The 23,066-nt window shown below is 67.8% G+C and carries 17 protein-coding genes, 1 tRNA gene and 2 pseudogenes; 5 read left to right on the plus strand and 15 right to left on the minus strand.

Annotated features, from left to right (window positions below; translation table 11 throughout):
• Positions 1–366: 366 nt before the first annotated feature.
• From ACFV7R_RS40285 to ACFV7R_RS40295, 3 genes are all read right to left on the minus strand, one after another.
• A tRNA-Met gene (locus ACFV7R_RS40285) sits at positions 367–443 on the minus strand.
• 133 nt (positions 444–576) lie between these two features.
• Positions 577–1,257 (minus strand): HNH endonuclease family protein, encoded by a 681-nt coding sequence (locus tag ACFV7R_RS40290; RefSeq protein WP_385273639.1) that lies wholly within the window; start codon positions 1,255–1,257, stop codon positions 577–579.
• A gap of 31 nt (positions 1,258–1,288) precedes the next feature.
• Positions 1,289–1,465 carry a hypothetical protein gene (locus tag ACFV7R_RS40295; protein ID WP_385273641.1) on the minus strand — a complete coding sequence of 59 codons (177 nt, stop codon included), beginning with the start codon at positions 1,463–1,465 and terminating at the stop codon, positions 1,289–1,291.
• A 302-nt stretch (positions 1,466–1,767) separates the two neighbouring features.
• Here ACFV7R_RS40295 and ACFV7R_RS40300 point away from each other — a divergent pair, with 302 nt between their 5' ends.
• Positions 1,768–2,205, plus strand: coding sequence for a cytidine deaminase (locus tag ACFV7R_RS40300; protein WP_385273644.1), 438 nt, complete (start codon positions 1,768–1,770; stop codon positions 2,203–2,205).
• A 195-nt stretch (positions 2,206–2,400) separates the two neighbouring features.
• On the opposite strand, the gene ACFV7R_RS40305 is transcribed toward ACFV7R_RS40300, so the two are convergent.
• The 3 genes from ACFV7R_RS40305 to ACFV7R_RS40315 form a co-directional block, all read right to left on the minus strand.
• Positions 2,401–3,534, minus strand: coding sequence for a hypothetical protein (locus ACFV7R_RS40305; protein ID WP_385273647.1), 1,134 nt, complete (start codon positions 3,532–3,534; stop codon positions 2,401–2,403).
• Positions 3,535–3,550: 16 nt separating this feature from the next.
• Positions 3,551–6,976, minus strand: a complete 3,426-nt coding sequence (locus tag ACFV7R_RS40310) for a hypothetical protein (protein WP_385273650.1) — start codon at positions 6,974–6,976, stop codon at positions 3,551–3,553.
• A gap of 556 nt (positions 6,977–7,532) precedes the next feature.
• Positions 7,533–8,096 carry a hypothetical protein gene (locus ACFV7R_RS40315; RefSeq protein WP_385273653.1) on the minus strand — a complete coding sequence of 188 codons (564 nt, stop codon included), beginning with the start codon at positions 8,094–8,096 and terminating at the stop codon, positions 7,533–7,535.
• A 200-nt stretch (positions 8,097–8,296) separates the two neighbouring features.
• Here ACFV7R_RS40315 and ACFV7R_RS40320 point away from each other — a divergent pair.
• Positions 8,297–8,554, plus strand: a pseudogene (locus ACFV7R_RS40320) (aquaporin); the annotation flags it as partial.
• A 47-nt stretch (positions 8,555–8,601) separates the two neighbouring features.
• Here the strand turns inward: ACFV7R_RS40320 and ACFV7R_RS40325 are convergent.
• Together ACFV7R_RS40325 and ACFV7R_RS40330 are read right to left on the minus strand one after the other, a co-directional pair.
• A complete protein-coding gene (locus ACFV7R_RS40325) occupies positions 8,602–10,689 on the minus strand; it encodes a phosphatidylserine/phosphatidylglycerophosphate/cardiolipin synthase family protein (RefSeq protein ID WP_385273656.1) in 2,088 nt (695 codons plus the stop codon).
• Between the two features lie 25 nt (positions 10,690–10,714).
• Entirely contained in the window at positions 10,715–13,825 is a 3,111-nt protein-coding gene (locus ACFV7R_RS40330) for a hypothetical protein (RefSeq protein ID WP_385273659.1), read from the minus strand.
• A gap of 113 nt (positions 13,826–13,938) precedes the next feature.
• Here ACFV7R_RS40330 and ACFV7R_RS40335 point away from each other — a divergent pair, with 113 nt between their 5' ends.
• Both ACFV7R_RS40335 and ACFV7R_RS40340 read left to right on the plus strand, forming a co-directional pair.
• Positions 13,939–14,088: a hypothetical protein gene (locus tag ACFV7R_RS40335; protein WP_385273662.1), complete on the plus strand. Its 150-nt coding sequence runs from the start codon at positions 13,939–13,941 to the stop codon at positions 14,086–14,088.
• A gap of 231 nt (positions 14,089–14,319) precedes the next feature.
• Positions 14,320–15,549 carry a PIN domain-containing protein gene (locus ACFV7R_RS40340; RefSeq protein WP_385273664.1) on the plus strand — a complete coding sequence of 410 codons (1,230 nt, stop codon included), beginning with the start codon at positions 14,320–14,322 and terminating at the stop codon, positions 15,547–15,549.
• A 79-nt stretch (positions 15,550–15,628) separates the two neighbouring features.
• Here the strand turns inward: ACFV7R_RS40340 and ACFV7R_RS40345 are convergent.
• The 3 genes and pseudogenes from ACFV7R_RS40345 to ACFV7R_RS40355 all read right to left on the minus strand — a co-directional run.
• A pseudogene (locus ACFV7R_RS40345) lies at positions 15,629–15,792 on the minus strand (XRE family transcriptional regulator); the annotation flags it as partial.
• A gap of 56 nt (positions 15,793–15,848) precedes the next feature.
• The gene (locus ACFV7R_RS40350) at positions 15,849–16,214 is read right to left on the minus strand and encodes a hypothetical protein (protein ID WP_385273667.1); all 366 of its coding nucleotides are present in this window, start codon (positions 16,212–16,214) and stop codon (positions 15,849–15,851) included.
• A 9-nt stretch (positions 16,215–16,223) separates the two neighbouring features.
• The gene (locus ACFV7R_RS40355) at positions 16,224–16,811 is read right to left on the minus strand and encodes a DUF6573 family protein (RefSeq protein WP_385273670.1); all 588 of its coding nucleotides are present in this window, start codon (positions 16,809–16,811) and stop codon (positions 16,224–16,226) included.
• Between the two features lie 212 nt (positions 16,812–17,023).
• Between ACFV7R_RS40355 and ACFV7R_RS40360 the strand changes: the two genes are divergently transcribed.
• Positions 17,024–19,087, plus strand: a complete 2,064-nt coding sequence (locus ACFV7R_RS40360; protein ID WP_385273672.1) for a Shedu anti-phage system protein SduA domain-containing protein — start codon at positions 17,024–17,026, stop codon at positions 19,085–19,087.
• A gap of 130 nt (positions 19,088–19,217) precedes the next feature.
• Here the strand turns inward: ACFV7R_RS40360 and ACFV7R_RS40365 are convergent, their stop codons facing one another.
• The 4 genes from ACFV7R_RS40365 to ACFV7R_RS40380 form a co-directional block, all read right to left on the minus strand.
• Positions 19,218–20,486: a phosphoadenosine phosphosulfate reductase family protein gene (locus tag ACFV7R_RS40365; RefSeq protein ID WP_385273675.1), complete on the minus strand. Its 1,269-nt coding sequence runs from the start codon at positions 20,484–20,486 to the stop codon at positions 19,218–19,220.
• 78 nt (positions 20,487–20,564) lie between these two features.
• On the minus strand, positions 20,565–21,422 hold the full coding sequence (locus ACFV7R_RS40370) for a hypothetical protein (RefSeq protein ID WP_385273678.1): 858 nt from the start codon (positions 21,420–21,422) through the stop codon (positions 20,565–20,567).
• A 75-nt stretch (positions 21,423–21,497) separates the two neighbouring features.
• Complete coding sequence (locus ACFV7R_RS40375) at positions 21,498–21,848, minus strand: hypothetical protein (protein ID WP_385273681.1); 351 nt, start codon at positions 21,846–21,848, stop codon at positions 21,498–21,500.
• Between the two features lie 598 nt (positions 21,849–22,446).
• Positions 22,447–22,806, minus strand: a complete 360-nt coding sequence (locus ACFV7R_RS40380; protein WP_385273684.1) for a WYL domain-containing protein — start codon at positions 22,804–22,806, stop codon at positions 22,447–22,449.
• Positions 22,807–23,066 lie beyond the last annotated feature (260 nt).

Genomic DNA, 23,066 nt, shown 5'->3' on the forward strand with positions numbered 1-23,066 from the left:
CTCGATGCGATGCATGGGTGCTGTACCTCTCCCAACCAGAGTGCTGTAGCTATATACAGCACACGAGATGCCCAACGTACAGCACACCCAAACCTCTTGCTGGAAAAGGCAGATGAGGACACGTCAGCCTTGCGTCGAAACGCACGTGACCTGAAGCTGTGGTCCGTCGTTGGCCACATCGGCTTGAGTGGCTGCGCCAGGTGCCTGAAGGGCCGGTGGGTCGTCAGTCACGCGTGGATCCGAAAGCTGACGGGCGTCGATCCGAAGACACTTCGGGGAGGGCCATGGGGAAGTTGATGCCCGGTGGCCAGGCCTCGGCCGCAGCGCATGACCCGGGCCCACCGCAACACGCGACGGGCCCGGCCCTGGTGGCCGAGGCGGGATTTGAACCCGCGACCTCTGGGTTATGAGCCCAGCGAGCTACCTACCTGCTCCACCCGGCGGCCCCCACCGTAGAACCCCAAGCACGAGCCGAGCGAGCGAACTTCGAGGCCTCTCGCCCTCAACAGCGTTGTCACTCGCGCGCGGGTGGGAGGCAGAGAGGCTGCCGCGAGTCGGGAGGGTCTATGGGGTGGGTCAGTCGGCGGGACTGAAGCTGACCGGGGCGTTGGGGCAGCCGGCGGCCAGGTCGGTCAGCGTCTGCTGCTCGACAGGGTCGACGGACAGCGCCCAGCGGAGTTTGATCGCGGTCCAGTCGGCCACATAGCGGCAGACCACAGCGTCGCCGGGCAGCCACTCGGCCGGGTCCTGATCGGCCTTCTGCCGGTTCGACCGGGCAGTCACCGCCACCAGCGCCCGCTCATCACCGAGATCGTTGGCGTACCGCTCCCGCCGCTTTGCCGTCCAGTTGGACGCCCCGGAATCCCACGCTTCGACCAGCGGGACCAGGTGGTCGATGTCCAGGCCGCGCGGGCCCGCGACGTACGTATCGTCGTACCACGAGTACCATTCACCCCCGTTCAGGGTGCAACGCCTGCTCACCGAGGGCGCGGTGGTGGCCTCTTCGAGCAGGACCTCGGCCCGGGTGGAGCAGCCGTCGCGGTCGGCGTCGATCCAGTGATTGAACAGGTCCCGGTCATAGCCGGTCCGGTCCTCCTCGGCCACCGGCAGCGCGGCGACCGCTGTCTGCAGGGGAAGCGTCTCCTGGGCATGCGCTGGAGCAGTGACGGCAAGGGCAGCGGCTGCCAGAACTCCGGCCAACGACAGACGAATTGCAGTCTCCACACTGCGTGCATGCCGCTCACTCTTTGCATCCATGCGCCAACTGGCGCAGCGTCACACCTGAGAGCTATTTGTCGCACTGCGCGGCGTCGGGGGTGATCCGCGAGACGAGATAGTCGCGCAGCGGCTGCGGCAGCGCGTCGAAGGTGCCGTCCCACAGGTGCGTCCTGGTGCGCTCCAGAGCGGCCTGGGCGGTGGCCGGGGCACCGCCGTACTGGCTTTCCGGGGTGTCGATAGACACCATGCGAACCGCCATTTCGATGTTGGGGTGTCGCCGTCGGTGACACTCAAGAACCCGTAGTCGTTGGCGGGCCGGCTGGGGCCCACGAAACCGAGATCGACCATTGCTGCTCTCTCGAAGGTTGGCCCGAGGGCGCGACGGTTGGGCACTCGGCAGGAACATCACGGCTGATCAGGGCTTCGGAGCGGGCCACCTGCCGGTGCCATAGCGATTCCTGGCTCCGACCTCCCCCAAACCCTCATATTCGCTTGCACGCCATCGTCACTCGGGCCAACGTCGCCTGACATCCGACGAAGGCAGAGAAGATGACCACGCAGACCCACCCCGTCGACCACGCACTCATCCAGGCCGCAGCCCACGTCGCCCGCACGCGCTGCCGGGGCGACAACCACACCATGGCAGCAGCAGCCCGTGCCCGGGACGGCCGGATCGTCACCGCGGTGAACGCCTACCACTTCACCGGAGGACCCTGCGCTGAACTCGTTCTCATCGGCACAGCAGCCACCCAGGGCGCCTACGAGCTGGACACCATCGTCGCCATGGGCGACCGCGACCGAGGGGTTGTTCCCCCGTGCGGCCGCTGCCGTCAGGTCCTTCTCGACTACTTCCCCGCCCTCAAGGTCATCGTGGGCGAGGGCGACCGCATCCGAACCGTTCTCATCACCGACTTGCTGCCCGAAAGCTACGTCTGGGCCGACCACCAGCTCGAGGCCGAGCCAACCGCGCCACTCAGCACGGGCTGACACCGCCGACAACAGGGCGAACGTTGCCTGATGCGGCACTAGGTGGTAAGTGGGGCGTTGCTGAGGGGTCGGTAGATGGTGGGGCAGGACACGCCAAAATCGTCGGCGATGTGCCGGACGGTGTCGTCGCCGGAGTCGTATATCTCCCATGCGAGGGCGCGGCAGCTTTCGCTCAGCCCCCCAGCCCGACCCTACTCAGAACGGCCCCACAAAGGCGATGTCGGCCTCTTCTGGCGCTGGCTGAAGCATGACGGGCGGCGGTCGCCACCACGCGATCCGGTCCCCGAGCAGAGTGAAGACGACTGCCCGCTCCCACCACCAACCCACCGCGACGGCGCTGCCTACGAAGATGGTCGTGTCCGCGATCAGTCGGCGCCCCGGACCTGCGAGCACCCGCGTCACCCGGCCTCCGCCTCGGTCGTGGCCAAACACCGCCCCGGCGTCAGCGCTGGTGAGGCGCGTCGCGTGGCCGGGCCATGGCATTCGCTCGAGCACCTTGCCGGTGGGCCCGGGCATGAGCAGTTCCGAGTCAGTGGCAGCCACGATCGCCGTGCTGGCGAAGGCAAGGTCGTGGACGGCTGAGCCCAGGTCGTGCGCCCGTACCTCGCCGCCGTCCAGCTCGGCCCAGGCAGTCGAGCCCGTGGCAGCCATTGCCACCGCCGCGTCTTCCGGTGAAACCGCGAGGATGTCCCAGGCACCGGCGCCCGCCCACCGCTGCTCCAGCTGACCGTTCGCGGTGACGGCGAGCAGCTGGCGTTCTTTCCGTTTGCCCGTGATGGCCGCCAGCACGACGATCTCGGCGTGCAGCGGGTCGCCCGCGATGTCGAACACCTCGGCGCCCACGTCGAGCCGGTCCGGGCTGCGTGCCTCCCCGCCGTCGACGGTCCAGATCAACAGGCTCGAACCAGACGCGGTGGCGATGGCATCGCCTGCTGCAGCGATCTGCTGGTTGCCGACCGTTCGAGCTTGCTCGATGAGTGGGAGCAGAATCTGGCCGTGATCTCCGACATCCCGCGGCTCGACCGGACCCTCGTCCGGCGGCTGCGGCAGGAACAGTGCACCCCGGCGGGGGGCGGCTCGGGGTAGGGCATCGCGAGGGATCGTCAGGCCGAGGTAGCGACCGTTGAGCGGGTACTGTTCCCGCAGGACGATCTGGTTGTCGGGCAGCCGGACGACCAGTTCGCCGCTGGGGTACCCCGCCGCAGTGGTGCAGACCGACCTTTCCAGCCGGAACTCGCCGATGCCGTCGGTGACTGCGGTGCACTTCTGTCCGCCGACTGTAAGTTCGACCGTGACCCCGGTCAGTGCCTGACCGCCGGGCAGCGCCACCCGCCCGACGAGTGGTTCACGCCTCATCGTCGCTCCCTTGAGTGTGGTGCCCGCTCGCGCGCGGCAGCGGGCCCACGACGACCGGACCGCCACCGCCGATTGGCACGCCGCCGTCGACGACGACCGGACCGCCACCGCCGCCCGGAGGGGGACTGATGGAGCCACCGGATGTGGCGACAATGATCGGTCCTGCCGTGGCCGAGGCTAGGTTGGAGTTGCCATCGAAGTGGGCTTCGACCTGTACCGTGGTGGCGCCGACCGGGACCGACCTGAACGTTGTCGTGAACGCCCCGCCCGTCTGTACCGGCGCCAGTTTCCAGGAAGGCCGCTGGCCGGTGCTGTCCGCCAGGCAGACCCACACCTGGTCTGCGGTGGTGCCGCCAGCGAGGATGCCGGTGACCTGGACGCCCGGTGGCGTGCTCGTGGCCGACAACGTCAGTGTCGTCGCCTCCCGCGGGCGTATTGCCAGCTGCCAGCCCCCGAACGCTTCCACGTTCGTCATGTCCCGCGACCAGCGGCAGGCATGGAGGACGAACGCGTTGTCGAAGTGGGATTGAGGTGAAACCTCTGCCGTGTCGGCGGAGATGCTGACGACGAACTGGCTTGACCCCCTGGCCGGCACCCGCAGCGTCCTTGGTTTGCACGTCATGCGGTATCCGGGGGCGAGACCGACCGGTTCCAGGTAGACGAGTACGTCTTCCGGGCCGCTGTTGGCGACCGGCAACGCCAGCTTGTACGGCTCGTAGGGGCTGCCGCTGATCAGCTCGAAGTCGACGATGTTCTTCTGCGCCCGGTTGTTGTGCAGCCACAGATCGGTCGATGCTTCGTAGACCGGGACCGGGCCGCCGCCCGGTGCCTGCGGGATGTCCCAGTCGCTGATCTGGACGAGCAGGCACTGGTGGGCGTTGTTCGCCGGAGCAACAGCCCACCGCCCCTCGGCGAGTGCGAACGAGTTCGCGTCGACCGAGGGGATGACGTGGTTGTCGAGGAAGCGGAACTCGCCCTTGTCCCCGCATCCGGGGGGTTCCCAGATATAGAAGCGGACGTTGACGTTGAGCGCGGCCACCGTGCCTTTGTTGTGTACTCGCGCGACGATCAGGTGCGGCTCGGTTCCCGACTTTCGGAAACGCACCTTGTCTCCCTGCTCGTACGGCGTGCCAACCGGGTAGGACTCCCGGCCGTTCGGCGGCCAGTCGATCCAAACGTCCGGGTTGCGCCACGGCGGGTTTGCGTCGGTGAAATGAAGGTCGATGAAGTCCGCCTGCTCGCGCTCCACCCTGGTGCGCAGGACGGGGATGGCGCCACCCCTAACGTCCTGCCGTGCGACGACGCTCACCACCGTGCCCTCGTGGGCGAGCTCCGGTGCGGTAGCAAGGTCGAATGCCTCACCCGCGTTGTCCAGCTCCGACCCGACGTTCAACGGATGGGCGTATCGGCGGTACTTGAAGTCGACTACGTACCGCTCCGGGTCGGAGCACGCGATGCCGTCGCTGACCAGCAGCGCGGCTGTGCTGCCGGCCGCGAAGGGAAGGTTCTGGCTAAAGAGCGTCCCCGCGGCCCTGGCCTCGACCAGAAGGAATCGCGCGCCGGCGCCAGGCAGGGTGATCTCCATGAGCTGGCGGATGGGCAGGCTACCGCCCACGGCGGCGCGGACATCGGCCTCCAGCGTGGCGTCCCAGTGCTCGACCGGCACCAGCCAGCACTCCTCGGCGGTCGGGGCCGTCGGGTCGGGCAGCGCGACGCGGTGGATGCGAGTCGCCGGTATCCACCGCAGGTGCCGCTTGTGGTATCCGGCCAGGTGCGGCGTCTGCTGGTGGCTGGACATCAAATCCCAGCCCCTGAAGTAGCGCAGCTGGTTTTGGTTCTCCGGGTCGTTGTCGTAGGTATCCGGCAGCCCGAGGCACCAGTCGGTGGGAACTGCCATACCGCCCGCTTGAGTGCCCTCCACGCCACCCAGCGTGTGGGCCAGCTCATGGCACGCGGTTCCCACCGGCGCCGGCCCCGGAAAGGCCGAGGTGATCCAGTTCCCCTGGAGCTCGATGTCTGCGTCCCCGGTATGTTGCGCAGTGGCCCACCACTTGAACATCCGCAGCCCTGCAACCGCGGCCGGGTCGGCATCCCAGGTGGGCGGCGCCGGCGGCGGTGTTCCCAGGAACGCGACGTAGATGCAGCGGAAGTCGCGCGCGGGATTGGTGAGCCACGCGGTCTGGTCACCACCGCCGAGCGCGTCGTTGACCAGGGTCAGTACGTCGTTAATCAGCTCCTGGGCGCCGCGGTCGCTGATGGTGCTGCTCTCGCCCGCGGTCACCACGCCAGGAACGACGACCGGGGAGTCGAACCCGATCTTGCCGAGGCCGGTCTGGGTCAGGATGGACACTGAGGATCCGACCCCGCCGTCGAGATCCGAGAGCCGCACCCTCGTCGTCAACGTATCGCCGGAGAGCGTCACTGTCGGGTCGCGCAGCAGCTGGTTGTCGGTCCCCCCGAAGCCAGATTCCTCCTGGGCAAGTTGCAGCCGCTGGATGAGGTAGTCCTGGATCGGGCCGGTGCCCGCAGAGGGGGTGAACCGCGATGGCGCGGCAAGGTCCAGCCCGAGTTTCGCAAGCCCGGTCTGGGACACGACCTCGACGCTGGCTGACCCGTCGCCGTAATCGGGATGCACCGAGAGGTCGAGCACGAGTCTGCCCAATGCGCTGGCGCTGACGCTGCGGATGCGCCGGACCTGGACCGGCTGAAGTAGTGCCGGGGCGGTCCCCGGCAGGTTCAGCGCAGCGGTGGCCGCCTCAATGCGCGCGCTCAGGTAGCTGGCAACCACGGCCAGGTCGGCGCCCATGGACGCCGCGTTCACTGAAAATGAACTGTCGGTGAAACTGACGTTCAGCTGGCGGGCGGTGCCGAGGCTGTCGGTCACGAGCAGCTGGAGAGCGTCGGTCGCGGCGAACGCAATGGTCACAGGGAACGTCCCGTGGGTCGACTCGGCCGAAAGCGCCGAAAAGCTCACTCCCAGCTCCTGCTGGGGCCGCTCGCGAGGGCGCACGTCAAGTCGCAGACTTTCGGTCCCATCGAAGACGACGGGCGACCCGGCGACGACGCCGGGCTCGGCCGCGTCGAAGCCGCCCGCCTCGAACCTAGGGTTCCAGTAATCGGTGAGCGCCCTGGGCAGCTGCAGCGGCTGCGCTCGCGGGGCGACGTCGTGGCCGAACACCTGGAACTCGGTCGTCAGCCGGGTGAACGAGTTCTCGTGGAAGTACGCCGTTACCTCGTCAAGCAGGCGTGTTCGCAACGCGGCCGTCAGATTCCCGAGGTCGGGGTCACGGAACACCTGCCCCGGCACGAGCACCGGCACCACGAGTGTTCGGTACGTGCCGGTGGCCGGCGGGAAAGGAAGTCTCCTCGCCATCGAAAACTCCCATCCATGGGACGCGTCGCGTTCGACGCGCATGCACAACGGCTGACCTCAGTCTGGGCACAGTGCCCTGGGATACCGCGAATGGGCGTAGGCCATGTGGGTGATGTACGGCCTTGGGCTCGCCTCGACAATCGGCACTTCCATCGTCAGCGCCATTACCTACGTACTTCTGGCACTCGCCCGGCCCGGCGACGCAGCGCCGGACTGCTCCTCGGCCCGGCCTGCGGACCTCGAGGCCTCGCCGGCGGTTACCTCGGCGCGCGTCCCTGCGCCGCCCGCGAGTGTCGTCCTCCGCCGCCATCATGCGGGCAGACAGATCAGGCACGGGACCCGAACGGGTCGGCGCTGAGCTGTCGCAGCGGGGTGACCTTCGCACCGTCCGTCGGATCACCGATGGCAGCGCGGCGCAGGTCCGCGCACCCGGTCGTCGCCAAGCCGGAGGTGATCACACGTCAGCTGCTGACGGCGGGCCTGCCCGGCGTGCAGCCGCTCAGCCCCGGCGGCCAGGCCGCCCAGAATGTCAGAGCCGCGGGATCGGGACGGCTCCCGAGCCGCCGTCCCTACATCCTGGGCCAGGCAGGCCCGGAGTTCAGCGGCAGCGGCGGCCCGCCGACTGGGGTTCTTCAGCCCAGGGTCGGTGGACAGGCGCGAGTGGACGAAGCTGACCGCGGCTGCTGCTCAGGAACCAGAACACGTCGCCGGGGACGTAGTCGTCGTAGGCGACGGTGACCGTCTCGTCGGGCCGGATCTTGCGGTACAGGCGGGTTCCGGCTGTGTCGGCCGCCTCGTGGAGGGCGCGGTACAGGTCGTCGAAGGGGTCGAGCTCCATGCCGATGGCTGTGTCGCTCTCGGCGCTGTCGCCGGTGATGTAGACCGACCCGCGCAGCTCCAGTCTCTCGTAGCCGTAGTGAGCGGCGAGGGTGGCGGCGATCGGGTTGTCCTCGCCCGTACTGGCGGGCTGGTGGTGCATCTCGATGCCGTCGGCGAGCAGCAGCGTGGCGTACGGCGCCGCTCCGGCGAGGACGGGCAGCTCGGTGAGCGACCCGGGGGTGGTGCCCGATGAGCCAGTCCAGCATCTTCGCCACGGGGGTGGTGATGCCGTAAAAGGTCGGTTGACGGTGTAGTCGCTCGAGCCAAATCGGAAGTTGGCCATCGTTCCTCGCCTGGTTGAACCCTTGCCTGATGGTGGCAGGCCAACCGGCCCCGCCGGCAGCAGTTTTCGCCGTCGACCGCATGATGCGACCACCACCTCAAGCTGCTGCTGCAGGCTGGGCTCATCGACTGCGAGCGGCGCGGGACCTGGGGCTACTACTGGGTGCTGCCCGGCGTCTGCAAACCGCCGAAGCCAAGCGCGTGAACGCGCCGCTCGGCCGCCTCATCGCGGCCGAGGAGATCAAGGCCGGGCTGCTGGCGGCGGTGGTCGGCTCCGGCATTCAAGCCACCGAGCTGTTGCGCGACGTCGGCGTGCAGCTGTTCGCCAACACCCTCGCCATCGTCTTCAGCCTGGGCGTCATGATCGCTCTGCCCGGGCTGGTCTCCGGCGCGCACTTCAACCCGCCCGTCGTCCTCGCCGCCTGGTTCACCGGCCGCCGCACCCCAGACGGCCTCACCGCTCCCCCTAGTGACGACAAGGCACCTCCACCTCGACCGGTGAGGCCTTAGCGTCTCACGAAGTCGGGGTGGTTGCCGCGGGCGAACCTATCGTTGAGGAACATGCACTCGAACTGGAGGACCATCGACGGCCCAGGGTCGTTCGGTCCTTCGTCGAGGGGCAGGATCTTCACTCGGCAGCGGATGACGCCCAGGACGGCGGTCGTGGTCTCCGCGTTGATGCGCTCCGCCGACAGCTTCCCGATGTAGACCGAGTCCTGGTCGGAGTAGTTCCACACCTCGTCCCTGTCGTACTTCAGACTCCTCAGCTTCAGATACACCGGCGCCCGGCGGGGGTCACGTCCCGAGGGCTCAGTCGGGTCGTAGTGCAATTGGCAGTGCCAGCGGTACCAGCAGCGCCAGCCGGGCGGGACGCTCGGCACGACACGGGCGGTGAACGCGGCGCGTACCAGGGTGGGCGGTAGGCCGGAGGCGAGCAGGTCCCTGCTGAGCGACGGGATGATGCGCGACTGCTTGGCGAAGTCGATGCGGAGCGGGTCGCGGCTCTCCTGCAGCGATTCGGGGAACCAGGTGGGTACGCCGCGCTTGATGTTGTCGTATCCGGGGAAGAAACGCAGCTTCCCACCGGGCTTGTTGGCCAGGCCGCGAAAGCGGTCCGCGTCGTGTACGTCATAGGTCGGGCCGACCGGGACCCCCAGATGCTCGGACCAGACCTTCGAGCGGAAGGCCGACGCGAAGGCCTTGTCGTGGATGATCGCTGACAGCTCCGTGTCGGGCTCGTCCCGCCCCGAGCGGACGCCTTCGAGAGAGATGCCCCCGGCGTTCGCCGAGCCGATGAGAGACCAGGCGTCGTCGATGATGAGCACCTTGGAGTGGATGTAGATCTGGCCCTGCACATTCGACCGCCGGTCGTGCTGGTGCAGCGCGTACATCCCGAAGGTGGCCGGGCTGCGGCTGGCCTTGATGACGTCCTCCATCTCTGTCCCGATGAAGAGCTCCTGGTTGGAGCCCAGGCCCGCGGCGAACAGCCCTTCGTACGGCACCATCAGGATGATCCGGAAGTCCGGGTTGTTCTTGTTGCGGCGTGCCGCCGCAGCCAGCTCGGCCCAGATGTCCTCGTCCGCGACCCACTGGTTCTCCAGGTAGATGTACTTGTTGGCTGACCTGATGCCGATGAGGTAGGCCTCCTTGCAGGAGTGTTCCCACTCGTCGGAGCGGTTAGTGTTCCAAGTGGGCTTCTGGCGGTGCCAGTTGTCCTTGCGCGGCATGGACCGGACGATCTGGACCGTGGGAGCGGCCGGCTCCTCACCGTCGGCCGGGTAGGTGTACGACAGGACCGACTTCTGGGCGAAGGGCGGCAGGGCCGGAGGCCTGCGGTCCTGTGTCGCCTCCACCGCGACGTGCCGGGGATCCTCCCCGATGTGCTGCGACCACGCCTCGTAGCTGTTGAGTGACTTCTTCCTGATCGTGTGGAGGCTGCCGTGATTCCAGCGCTGCAGAAAGTTGTCACGCACGAACTCCACAGCGGGCCCCTGGAGCCTCAGGTGCACGTCGTGCCAGAACTTCTGGGTGCGGTCGACATGCCGGTGCCGGGCCGTGTGCTCCGAGGTGTCCCATCGGTCGCCGTCGAGGTACGTGAGGTCGATCCCGCCGAGGAAGGCGACCCGGTCGTCGATCACCACCGTCTTCTGGTGGTGTGTCGCGAAGATGTCGGAGTTGGGGTGGATGTCCGTGCGGCAGTGCACGTTCTTCAGGCCCTTGAGGCTGTCGAACAGCTTCAGGGTCTCCGGCAGATAGCCATACAGCTCACCGGCCTTCATGATCTTCGCGCGGATGGGGTGTCCGCCGGTGATCACTTCGGACTCGTCCCGCCAGAACTGGTTGACCAGCAGGAAGACCTGGACGCCGCGCTCGCCGGTCTGTCTGAGGACCTGGGCGAGGGTCGCCACCGCATCACTCGGCTTCCCGGTCCGGATCAGGCCGAACTCCGCCATGAAGTGCAGCCCGGTGAGGAAGACGAACTTCTTCGCGGACCGTAGGTCCTCGTAGAGGTCGGCGCAGTAGTCCCTGCCGTCGGTGTACAGCCGGGTGGAGTTGCCCGTCGTCACGGGCAGGTACTTCACGAAGTAGGTCATGGCGTGCTGCCGCAGAAGGCTGTCGTCAGGATTCGACCCACTCGCCGGCCGCGTTGCGCGTCCAGACGGGCAGCTTGTCGTCCGCGCGCAGGTGTACCAGCGTCGTCGGCACACGGACGAGCCAGTGGTCTCCTTCGGGGACCTCCTCACCGGGGCGGTCGAGGCGTTCGGCGATCTCGTCGGCGATGGGTACGTAGAGCGGTGTGGAGATGGGGGGCAGCGGTCCGCCGTTCCAGATCTCGCCGAACGTCATGAAGTGGTCGATCGCGCCTTCGAACCCCGGTCTGGCGGGCACGGCCACGCGACAGTAGCCCGCCTTCAGGAATTGGTTCATGACCGGGTCGGCATCCTCGTAGGCCACCCGCTCGGCCCACTCGCTCTTGCGTCCCCAGAAGTACGGGTAGGCGACCCAAGTCATTTGCTCCCACTCGAAGGCCTGCTCGAAGAAGCGGACGTACGGTCCCTCCGCGGCGTTCTCGGGCAGGTCCGTCTCGGGCACGGAGAACGAGCCGGTGCGCACCGCGCCGAAGAGGTCAAAGTGTTGGTCGGTCAGGATCGTGATGCAGTGCTTCTTCAGCTCGTCGTTCATCAGCTCACGATTGAGCTGCGGGTTCTTGCCGCGGACGGCCACCCCCGCCTGGACCTCCAGCTCGGCGAGTTTCTCCTCGTACTCCGACAGCCTCGCCTTGTAGGCCTCGGCCAGCTTGGCATGGGTGTCCAGCCGCCATTTCAGCAGTGCCCGGTCGGTGCGCCTGCACTTGACCTCGACGGCGACCGCGATATCGCCGACCAGGATGGTGACGAGCGCCGCCGGAATCGAGTCCGTCTCGTCGTTCAACGCCGTGCCCCACACCCAGTCGCCGTCCTTGAACCGATGGCTGCGCGACCCGAGAACGACGTCGACGACCGCGTCCCCCTCCCAGATGCTGCGGACGCAGCCGACAGTCCCGTAGATCGCCTGGTAGCCGTCGTCGATCGCGATCTGAGCCGAGTGCGTGAACTCGACGTTCTTGTCCTCGGCGTTGGCGTTGTAGTCGTGCGACTTGGTCCGGTAGAGCTCGGGCGGCGGCTGCACATCGGTGGCGCCGTACTCATGGACCCAGGTGAAGTAGTTCGTCTCGGTGATCTGGTCGGGCCGCAGCGTGAACGGCGCCGGTTTCGTCAGATCGACCGCACGGGCGTGCGCGCCTTCCAGTGCCGAGATCAGGAAGGCGGCGGGTTCCGGCACCATGAAGTCGTACATCATGCGAATGCCGTAGTTGAACATCTGTGCCTGGTAGACCTTGTTCACCCATTGGTAGACGCCCGAGATATGCCCCGCGCCAGCCGTGTTGTCGAGGGAATGCGTACTCTTCTCGATCACCTCGTTCGTCACCCGCAGCGACGACCGCTCCAGGACCCGTTCGGTGATCTTCGTGGCGCTCCGCTCGGTTACGTCCTGGGAGAAGGTGGCGGCGGTCTTCGTCGCCTCCTCCCTGCTGCGGGACACAGAGCCCTCCGCGCTGGCCGAGAACTCCACGGTGGGTCCGTACTTGCCGGAGATAGTGAGCCCAGCCGTCAGCGAGGCGTCCTCAGTGATCGTCCTGCTGGCCTCCCGGCTCATCTCGAAGCGCGTCGTCGACTCCAGCTCGCGCTCCTCGGTCGTCGTGACCTCCGACTCCCGCAGAGTGAACTCCTCCGTCTCGCGGCGGCGCGCATGCTCCCGCTCCTTCTTCTCCCCCTTCAGCACGTTCTCGATGTGAGCGACGTCCGCGGCCTCGTAGCGGACGAGGTGCTGCTTGACGACGAGCAGATCGGCCACGCCAGCCGGTGTCACGTCTCCGTGCGTGTGTGGGACGCGGGTGGTAGCGGGGAGGGGCTCCACAGGCAGGGTCAGGTCGCCAGCGACCACCATCATGTTCCAGACGGACGCGAGCGGTGTCGAGATCATCACCATCGCGTTCCCGACGCGCTTGAGACTGCGTCGAACCGGCCGTCCCAGCAACGCGTCCAGTGTCCGGCTCAGTTCGAGCATCTCGGTCCGCAGCGCCTCCGCGACCAGGTCCAGTGGTTGGTCGGCGAGGTTCAGGCCGCGTTCCCGCAGCAACTCTTGGGTGCTGCGGGAGAGTGCCCCCATCACGGTGGGCTTCACCCTGAAGCCCACCTCGGCGGGCCGGACCGGCGTGAACGGCACGCTCCCGCGGATCAGCCCCGCCTTCGGGGACAGCAGCGCCGCGGCCTCCAGGGCCGGGAGCAGCCCGGGCCCGGACTCCACGGAGTGCCCTTCCGCCTCGCTTCCCCGCTCGGCCGCGATGTTCTCGCGAAAGAGCGCCCACTGCGAACGCTGCTGGCGCCGCGCGACCTCCTGGACCAGCAACTGCACCGGGCGGACGTTCACCGGCGCCAGGAAGCCCGCGTCCGGTCGCTGGGGAGTGCTCACGAAGGCGTCACCGGACAGGCCGGTCAGCTCCTCCACGGCTTTCCCCAGCCGCTTGTAGAGCTCCAGCTTGGCGGCGGCTTCCTTGCGCTTCTTCTCCTCGCTCTCCGCAAGATGCTTGTCGCGTCCCTCGATCTGCTCCGACGTCGAGAGCACCGAGCGAAGGCCTGCCTCGCCCGGCAGAAGCAGCGATCGGCGGCGGTAGCGCCGCAGGGTCCGTCCGTCGCCGGGGAAGTCGCCTGCCGCCACGACATGGCGGATCAGCTCGAGGTCTCGCAGCTGATTGGTCAGGGCCTCGACGGGGCGACGGTGTTCCTCGGGGAGCAGCTTGATCGCGATGATGCTGTCCCGCAGCTTCTCCAGCGGGCCGTCGAGCGCCTTGTCCTTCACCAGATCGGCAGGCTTCTTGCCGAAGGCCTCCTCGATCGCGTCCACGACGTCGGCGTTGGCGACAGCGTCGGCAGTCTCCATGTCGTCGAGCGCCGCGCCGAGGGCCCGGAGCTCAGCATGGACGGAAAGGGCCGCGGGGTCACCTACGAATCCCGACGAGGCGACGAACTGCCGCGCGACCCGTTTGAGCTCATCCCGGACGTTTCGGCCGCCCTGGGCATGGCCGAGGGCGGCCTGGAACGCGGAGTTCTGCGCCAGCCGTGCACTCGACACGTCGTCATCCTGGGCGACCGCAGGACGCGTCAGGGCGAACCGGAACAAACGCTCCATCTCGGTATCCTTCGGAATTGTATGGGTGATCGAGACACACTCTCTTCCATCTTTGTGGTCAATGCATCGCCGTTCACCCGAAGGCGCTCGCCGTACGGCTGCCCGACGGACGCGTGGCGCTGTCCCAGCGGCTGACCAGGGTCGGCAACTACGACCAGGCCATCCGCGTCCCCGAGCGGCTCTACGAACGTATCGAGCGCCGCCAGGCCAAGACGGTCTCCCGGTTCGTTCAGCGCCTTCGACCCGGCTCAGGAAGGCGGTGAGGCAGAAGCTGGCGACGACGAAGGCCATCCGCAGGTGAAGGGCTGGGGGAGACGGAGCTCTTCGGTGACAACGAGGTCGACAACTCCTCGCTCACAGGGGGCAAGGTCTTCGTCAAGGATGAGTACGCCGGGAACCGACTGCGCCTACAGTCCCCGGGTGTTCTGAATATTCGATGCACCAGTCTTTGCCTCCTGGGACCCTTGATCAGGCAGTACGGGAGGGACACCACCTTGATCATTCTCGACGCGTGCATTCTGCGGGGCTGTGGTCTCGGCAGCAGTAGCGCAGAACTCCTTCAGACCATTCGCGCCGTCGGCACCGAAGGCATCTCCGTACCGTGGATGGTCCTGGAGGAGCTCGCGGCGCAGCAGGCTGTGAAGTACCGGCAGAAGTACGAGGCCGCTGTGCAGGCCATCGAAGCCCTCGACCAGAACACGCCCTGGAAGGTGCCGACCGTCCTCGGGGACTACGACCCCGAACGGGTCCGCGAGCACTGGCGCAAGGAGTACCGCAGCATCGTCGACGTGATCGAGACCAGCGAAAGCGCCCTCCGCGAGGCCGCGTTCCGCGAGGCCAACGGCCTGGCCCCGTGCAAGGTCAACGACGGTGGCAAGCAGGCGAAGACGGGCTTCCGAGACACGGCCATCTGGATGTCGGCCATCGAGTACGCCCGCATCAATCCGGAGGAGACCGTCTACTTCGTCAGCTCCAACACCCGTGACTTCGGGGACGGCACCGCCTACCCCGATCCAATGGACCAGGACGTTAAGGGGCTCGGCGAGCGGTTCGTGCACCTCACGAGCCTCGACGAGGTGATCTCCCGCTTCACCCAGGAGACCGAAGCAGACGACGCCTTGGTGGAGAGAGCCCTGGATTTCCCTGGCAGCTGCGACACCATCGCCGAAGCTGCGCAAGCGTTCGACCTGGAGCGCGGAACGCGCCGTATCCCAGGGTTCCGCTGCACTACTGGTGCATATCCATTCGACGGGACGAAACCAGGAATCGGCAGCGTATGGCTCACTCCGCCAGCCATCACGCTGAGCTCGTTCCGAGACGTCCGGTCGTACCGCATTGGCGATCACGAGTGGTGCACGGCGACGGCGCGTTGGATCGTGGCCGGCGTGGCGGAGATTGCAGGCCCTGACCGAGTGGCTGCCGCGGCGTGCGCCTGGGAGACCCGCGTCCTGTTCACCCCCGGCGGCGATGATCCGCGCCTCACGATCCTGCGCGGTGCTGCCCCAGAGCCGCTGGCCGAAGACGAGTTTGAGATCGTCTCCGGCCTCGAGGACGCCCACTCGGCCATCGCGCAGACCCTGCAGGGGCTCCCCGATGACTACGCCGTCACGGCCTTCCGGGAGAGGCTTCAGCGCGGTGAACTGACCAACCTGGAGTTGCTCACGACGGCTGGCTTGATGTTCTTCTTTGCGTTGAGGAGCCGCGGCACGGCCGGGCAGGAGTGAGCAGGGCCCGCGCTATCGGCTGATCCTGGGCCCGCACCCCGCAACCGCTCCCCCGCGCTGCGGAATGGTCTGCGCGGGGCTACAGGTCGAACTCGATGTGCTCCACGTCGGTGTACTCCACGAGCAGTCCGGCCGCCCGGTGGCCACGGTCCTTGTAGTAGGTCTCCTGATGCGCCTCGCGGCGATGTCGCGCAACTGCTGTTCGGAGCCGCCCTGCTCCTGGGCCTGAAAGAGCCGAGCCGCGTCCGCGGTAGCGGCCGGCGCGGCGGGGGCGTTGCCGTGTCATGGTTCCTCGCTCGTCACGTGGTCTCGTCGTCCTGCCGCTCCCACTCGATGACCATCCTTCGGAGCACCTCCGCCGAGCTGGCATCCGCATCACACCGGTCGTGGTAAATCGCAAGACGTGCGAACGCGGCGCTGAAACAGCCTGCCATCAGGATCATGCGCGATTGGATGGACCGGGCCACCGCGTCGGCCACGTCCTGCGAATCAGAACTCGCCGGCGTGACAGCATCGAACTCCAGCAACTCCGCGATCAGCTCGCCGATCAACTCCCCCTGAGAGTCGAGATCGTCACGCTCGCGGTCCTCCCCGTAGAGGTCGGCCATCTCCCTGGCCTGAGTGAGGATCGCGACCACGCGCTGCAACATCTGCGTCTCCGTCATGCAGCCAGCCTAGAAACGGCACAGCCCCCGCCCCTCTGCCGAAGCAGCGGGGCGGGAGCACGAGCGGCGCCAGCAGGGGCAACCGTGTGTCAGTCCTCGTCCGGCTCCATGATCGTCAGAACTGGCTCCCCGTGATCGCCGGGCCCAAGCCTGGGCAGCGAGCTGCACGCGCTGGGGCTGCCGGGCGCGGCCGCCGCGCGGCACCCGGTACAGCTCGACCGCGACACGGTCCCCGCCGCCCCGGCTGCGCCGGACGGCGAAGCGGGTCATGTTCAACACGTCCCACAGCCGGCCGGTCTCCTCCTGCGGCACCTGCCAGCCGCTGCCGTCCCCACCCCAGGCCACACAGTCCTCCCAGGCGGCCGCGGTCAGCGCCACCGGGACCCTGAAGCCGGCCTCGCGCTCCAGCTGGGCCGGAACCTCGACCAGGGCACCGTCGGCGAGAGCCTGAGCGCGGCTGTAGGCGTGGATCACGTCGACCGATTCGCCGAACAGCTCGGTGAGCGCGTCGGCGCGGGCGTGCTGCTCCTGCTCAGGGGTCCAGCGCACGGCGTCGTCGCTGACGCTGGCGTCGCAGCCGACTGCGCCGTGGATCACGTCCCCGAGCTGGACAGCCGCCGGGCGGTGACGGCGCTGGGCAAGCCTCAAAGGCCCGGGCCAGGCCAAGTGGATCGGCGGCCGCGGCCTGGCGGACGAGTCGAGAGCGCTGCTCACCGATGCCGCGGCATCCGCGACGTTACCACTGAGGTCAGAGACATTTGATGTTCAATCACCCACCGGGTGAGGCGGAGGGCGTTCATCCTGGGGGCATGACGCAGTCCGCCGCCTCCCCGGCATCACACAGCAACAGCACGCAGAGGATCACGACACTCACGCGACGCGACATCTTTGACTACCTGTGCGGTGAGGGCGGCCCCTGGTGGGGACGGCTCGACGAGATCGACTTCCTGGGATCCCTGTACGACCTCGACAGGCTGGCGTCGACGGACTCCCGGTTCACGACGGCACGCGAAGACATCATCCAGCACCGGATCAACAACCCACTCGACTGGTCTGACGACTGGGTCTTCGAGTACCCCCAGTTCCAACTCCTCGACGGCCCTGACGAGGTTCTTCTCGCCTTCCTGGCGCGGCTCGTGCATCCCGAGGTGCAGCCCGACGTTGACCACTCATCCCAACGGGTCGCGAAGCTGAATCGCCTCCTCGGACCGGACGGCTGGACCCTCCGCCCCTTCAAGTTCATATCGGGACGGCCGGTCTACGCGCCAGCCCCCGCACCGGACACCGGCCCGCTAGTCTCACTGCCGCTCGATGACGACGACACCGGCAAACTCGACCTCGTCCTCGGACAGACCTACAGCCTCCTCGACCGCGACGGCGAGGAAGTCGCCCGAGACCTGCTCCGCCCGACTGTACTGACGCTGCGCCGCGACGGCGGCATCTACAACCCCATCCCTGGTGACGGATGGACGGACGCCACGTACGAGGCAGTCCTCACCGTGCCTTCTGTCCTCCTGCCTGCATTCACGGAGGCGGTCATCAACGCGGTCTGGCAACGACTGGAAGCCGTACTCACCCGTCTCCAGCGCGAAGACGTCCAGTCCCTCGTGATCGAAGGCGACATGGGGCCGCTGCCGGCCGTCTCACCGGACTGGAGAGACCAGACGGCCGAGCTCGATCTCCCTGTCCTGCGGCGCCTCCGCATCGGTCTCCTGGCCACAGAGTTCGACGTCACGGCGCAGGACTTCTCAGATCTCGAGATTCGCGGCCAAGGGCTCCCCTACTTCTACGACACGCGCAGAGGCCGCCTGATCACGGATTTCCTTCTCGACGACCGGCCGCAGGTGGCCACGTTGTGCCACGTCACCCTCATCAACAAGGACGGCGTCCTCTCGCCCAGGATCAAACTGTGGAAGAAGGACAAGACCAAGGCTGCGAAGACAGCAGCCATGGAAGCGATACCTGGCACCGAGGCCCCTCAGATCGTCAAGGCGCTCGTCGACACCAGCGATGTCCACGAAAGCTTCTGGAAGGTCATCCGCTTCCTCCAGAGCTGCGTCGGACTAGACATCCCTGAGAGCAGCCTGCGGCTGGTCGTCGGCGACGAGGCCGAGTTGGCTCGGCTCCTGGCCGACCAGGACCGCACGACGCTCCTCGAAGCCGTCAGGACCGCCGTCGGCGGCGCCCTCACGGAAGAGGACATCCGGCTGATCAGCAACCGCAAGGCGCAACTCCAAAGGTTCAGAAATTTGTTGAACGACCCGGACTTCTTCGAGCAGGAGCGCGGTCAGGTGGCCGGGCCGGAAGCGGTCTGGCAGGGCTTCTTCGAGGAGAATCCCTGGATCTTCGGATACGGTCTCACCCTCGTTGCCTGTGGCCCCTACGACGACGGCAAGCTGGAGCGCATCACGACCGGCGCGAACCTCTTCGCGGGGGCGGGAAAGCGCAGTGACGCCGTCATGCGCTCCAAGGGCTTCATCAGCAGCCTGCTGTTCTGCGAGATCAAGACCCATCTGACATCTCTGCTGGCCAGCGCCCCGTACCGGGTGCCAGACGTCTATCAGGTCTCCAAGGAGGTCGTCGGCGCCGTGGCGCAGGTACAGAAGACCGCCTACAAGGCCCAACAACTGGTCAGCGGTCAACTGCATAGGCACTTCCGGGACGACGGTGCTCCAACCGGTATCGAGGTGTCCACCGTCCGCCCGCGACAGGTGCTGGTGATCGGTCGCCTCAGTGAGTTCGCCGACCGCGGTTCGGTGAACCCGGAGAAGATCACCTCCTTCGAGCAGTACAGGCGGTCCATCCAGGACGTCGAAGTCATCACGTTCGACGAGCTCTACGAACGGGCCTGCTTCATCGTCGAGGACCGCTGAGGCCCGAACGCGCCAAGCCGGAAACTTCATCGCCTCTGGCCCTGTGCTTACAAGCTGCGGGCAAAGGCCGCCCCTCCCGGGGGCCGTGCCGCGGCCGGCGGCCCCCGGGGCGGGCGAGAGGTGATGGGGGTCAGGCGGCCAGCGCTACGCGGGCCAGGTAGTCGTCGGCTGCGTCGGCGCCGAGGTGCTGCCGGATGGCGTCGCCTTGGTTCCAGACGAGGGGGCCTTCCTCGCGTTCCAGACGCTCGGCCTCGGCGTAGACCTCCGCGAGGCTGTGGCTCTGCTTGAAGCGGTGGCCGATCTTTGCTTCCAGGTCGCGGTAGCGGGCGGGCAGTGGCAGGCCGAGGGCCCAGCACAGGCGGGCGGCGCGCACGAGGACGTCGAAGGGGGCCAGGACGCAGAACACGCAGGACAGGCGGGGGATCAGGGCGTCGTAGACCGGGTGGTACTCCAGCCCGTGCGTGGCGATTTCCTGCCAGCCCTCGTGGTCGGTCACGTCGAAGATGGGGTGCCAGGTGAGCACCATGCGGCTGTTCGCGCTGGTGCGCATGTCGATGGCCAGGCGCTGCTTCTTGCTGCGGGCCGGGGACTCGGCCGCCCGGATCCCCATGCAGTTGAGGATGACGGCCTGCTCGTCGAGGCCGAGTTCGGCGGCGATCTGGCGCAGGAGCTTGTTGGCGATGTCCCGCTTCAGGGTCGCCGTGCATAGCCGGCGGGCGGCGTCGGGCCACATGCCGCGCTTCTCGACCAGGCCGAGGAGTCCGCCCTCGGCACGCAGGACGTGGAAGCGCAGGTCGTAGCGTTCGGCCTGGCGCTGGGCGAGTTCGCGCACGCCCGGCCACTCGGACTCTTCACCCAGATCGATGTGGATCACGACGACCTTGTCGAGGCAGCCCGTCTTCTTGGCCCAGGTCGCGATCCGGTGCAATTGGACAAGTGAGTCCTTGCCAGCACTGGACTGCACAAGGATGGCGTGCGCGGCGTCCATCAACTCCAGTGGGATGTCGGCGAGTTCGTCGAGCAGGCTGGCGGCGACGTCCTCGCGGCTGGTCGCTCGGGCGCGGCCGCGGGCGTGGGGGGTGTACGTGGCGCCGAGGGTGCGGTTGGCGGCGCGGGCGGCCAGGAAGGTGCGGGACACCTTGCGTTTGGCGGCCTGGAGGTGGTGGACGCAGTCGGCGTAGTCCTCCAGCGCCTGGTCCAGTTCACCGGTTGACCCGGAGGTCTGCTCGGGGCCCTGGGCCGTCGGGCGTTGGCATGCGAGCTCTTCGACGCGGTCGCGGGCCTGTGCAGCGGCTTTTGCTGCCCGGGCGGCGGCGCGCACCGCTGCCGCGTGTGCGGCGGTCGCCTGCTGCGCCTGGCGAACCAAGTCCAGCAGGTACAGGCGTGTGGTGATGTCCATGGGTTCCTCAGCCGTGTGGTGTCTTCGGTTCGGGCCCTGGGGACGGGCGGCTGCCACTGCCGCCCGCCCCCAGGTGGATCAGCGCGCGTCGCTGCCGGGGGTTGGCCAGATCGGCGTGCGGCCGGTGTCGTGGTCGCGGCGCGCGAGGCGGAGGTAGCGGCCGAGCACCTCGACGTGGAACTCGGCGAACGCGGCGAAGGTGAGCGCGTCGCTGCGGTCTCCGTGGTCGAGGTGCTCGCTCAGAGCTGCGCGCTCGCGGTCGGCCGCGTGGATGAAGTCCGCCAACGTCATCTCCCGCAGCGGCCGGCGCGCCTGGTAGGGCTTTCGCGGAGGCTGCGCCGCGGGGAAAGCGGCCTTGGCCGTGCTCAGCGCGACGGTGAGAGCCACTCCGATCTGGGTGACGTAGGCGTTCGTGATCGTGTCGTACATGTCGTCGCGGTCCTCGCGCGCGAGGTGCTCGGCCAGGCCTGCGTGGTTGTCGGCCGCGGAGGCGAGCAGCTCGGCGAGGGTGAGGTCACCGAGGCGGCGGCGGGCGGAGCGTTCGGGTGCTGGCGTGGTGTCGAGCCGCGCGGTGGCCCTGCGCCGGTCGTCCAGCCAGTCGCAGACCTGGGCGGCGAACAGGGCCGTGTCCGTCTCGGCGTCGAGCGGGGTTCCGACGCCTGCGAAGAGGCTTGTGACGTAGTTGCCCTCGGCGTCGTGTAGGTGGGCCGACCAGGGCTCGGTGTGCTCGGCTGCGGGGCGGTCCGCGTGCTCGCCGGCGTACATCAGGAGGTGTGCGGTGGTGTATGCGGATCCCTCGTCGTCGGGGGCGTCCGGATCGGCCGTCATGATCAGGAACGTCACTCCGCGGTCGCCGCCGAGGTAGGCGCGCCGGCCGCGCCGGGCCAGTTCGGCGATGAGCAGGTCGCCTTCAGTGGCCTGGGTCTTCGTCGTCATGCAGGTGTCCCTTTCGGTGCCTTCGGTTGGGGCCCGGGACGGCCGTTTGCCACGTCGACCGCCCCCGGGGAGCGCTCAGAACGGGAGCGGCTCCAGCACGCTGGACGCCTGGACGGCTTCGACACCCGCCGGGCTGAACTTCAGCGTCTGGAAGGTGGTGGTGACGCCGTTGTCGTGCTCGGTGCGGATGCGCAGCAGCGCTTCACCGAACTTCAGGGCGAGGTCGGCCAGGTCGACGATCCTGTCCAGGGGGTTGCCGTAGTGGCCCGTGCCGATGACGCCGTATCCGCGGTAGGTCACGTCGGCGATCGCCCACGTGTGGCTGCCGCGGTGCTCGAAGCTGATGTCGAGGTTGACGGTGCCGATTCCGCCGTCCGTCACCGCGGCAACGATCGGCAGGAGGGCGGGGGTGAAACGGCGCAGCATCAAGGCCTCCGTGCAGGCGAGAGTTCGGGGGTGCTGACCAACCCCGACCAGCAAGAGAAATATACCGCAGTTTCATCACGGAGGCGAGGGGTGTGCGCCGCTGGCGGCGCCCGCCGGCGCGGGATTGGGCGGGTCAGGCCGAGCGGGAGAGCGTCTCGGCCCGCTGCGCGGGATTCTCGGTCTGCCACGTAGGCCCGACAGCGCCCGAGCCGTCAGGGGTGAGATCGGCGGCGGGACTGGGCGTCTGCTGCTCGGGAAGCGCGGTCCCGTACAGGCGGTGCAGGTGCTCGCGTACGGGCTGCTCCCAGTAGCGACCTAGGAGTCGGCCGATGACGACGGCGCTGATGACGGGGCTGACGACGTCGGCAGCCTGCTCGATCGCCGAGCTACGCGAGCCCTGCCAGGGATACGGTGGCCCGCTTGGGGCGGAAGGTGGCGGTCACGGGGATGGTCGCGAGCTCGGCGAGTTGGGCGGGCGGCGCGTACGCGGGCATGCGGTGGCTCCAGAGGTTGGTGCGCGGGTGGCGGAGACCGTGGTGGCGGCCGTGATGCCGGGCCCGTATGGCGGCCCCGACACTGGGCGGTGTGCCGTGTGCGGTCAGCCGCGTTCCAGCTCCAGGGCCACGAACTCCTCTTCGGTGCGGGCGGTGAAGCGCACCGGGAGCGGGGCGGTGGGGGCGTCGAGGACGTACGGCTCGTCGAGGGTGATGTAGAGCTGGATCCGGTCGGCCCGGAAGTCTCGGAAGCCGCCGCTCAGGCGGTCCATGGACTGAACGAAGACGGCGCCGTCGTCGCCGCGGGTGATGATGTCGTGGATCTCGATGGTGCGGATGGAGGGGGCCTCGTCTGCGTCGGCGTACGCGATGGTGACGGCACGCTGCTCGTCCATGGCGCGGCCGAGGTCGGTGAGGGTGTCGGTGAGCGACTGGCGGGCGGTGTTCTTCATCGTCTTCAGCACGGAGTCTCCCTGGGGATGTGCCTGTCTTCGGTGGTGAGCTCTGCCACGAAACCCAAGACAAATATACCGCACTAGTATCACCGCGGGGAGTGTAACGCGCCTGCTTTTCAAGCGAATTGGCACGTCAGCGGGTCCCCTGCGTCCCGCGTCGCTGAACGCACGAGAGGCAGAAACCGATGAAGGGCCCGGGCCACCAGAGTTCTGGTGGCCTGGGCCCTGAAGCGATCAGCCGTCGACCGGTCCTGTATGAAGGCCTGCTG

Origin of the sequence: Streptomyces sp. NPDC059866, from assembly GCF_042731325.1 — a bacterium.
GTDB lineage: Bacteria > Actinomycetota > Actinomycetes > Streptomycetales > Streptomycetaceae > Streptomyces > Streptomyces flavusporus.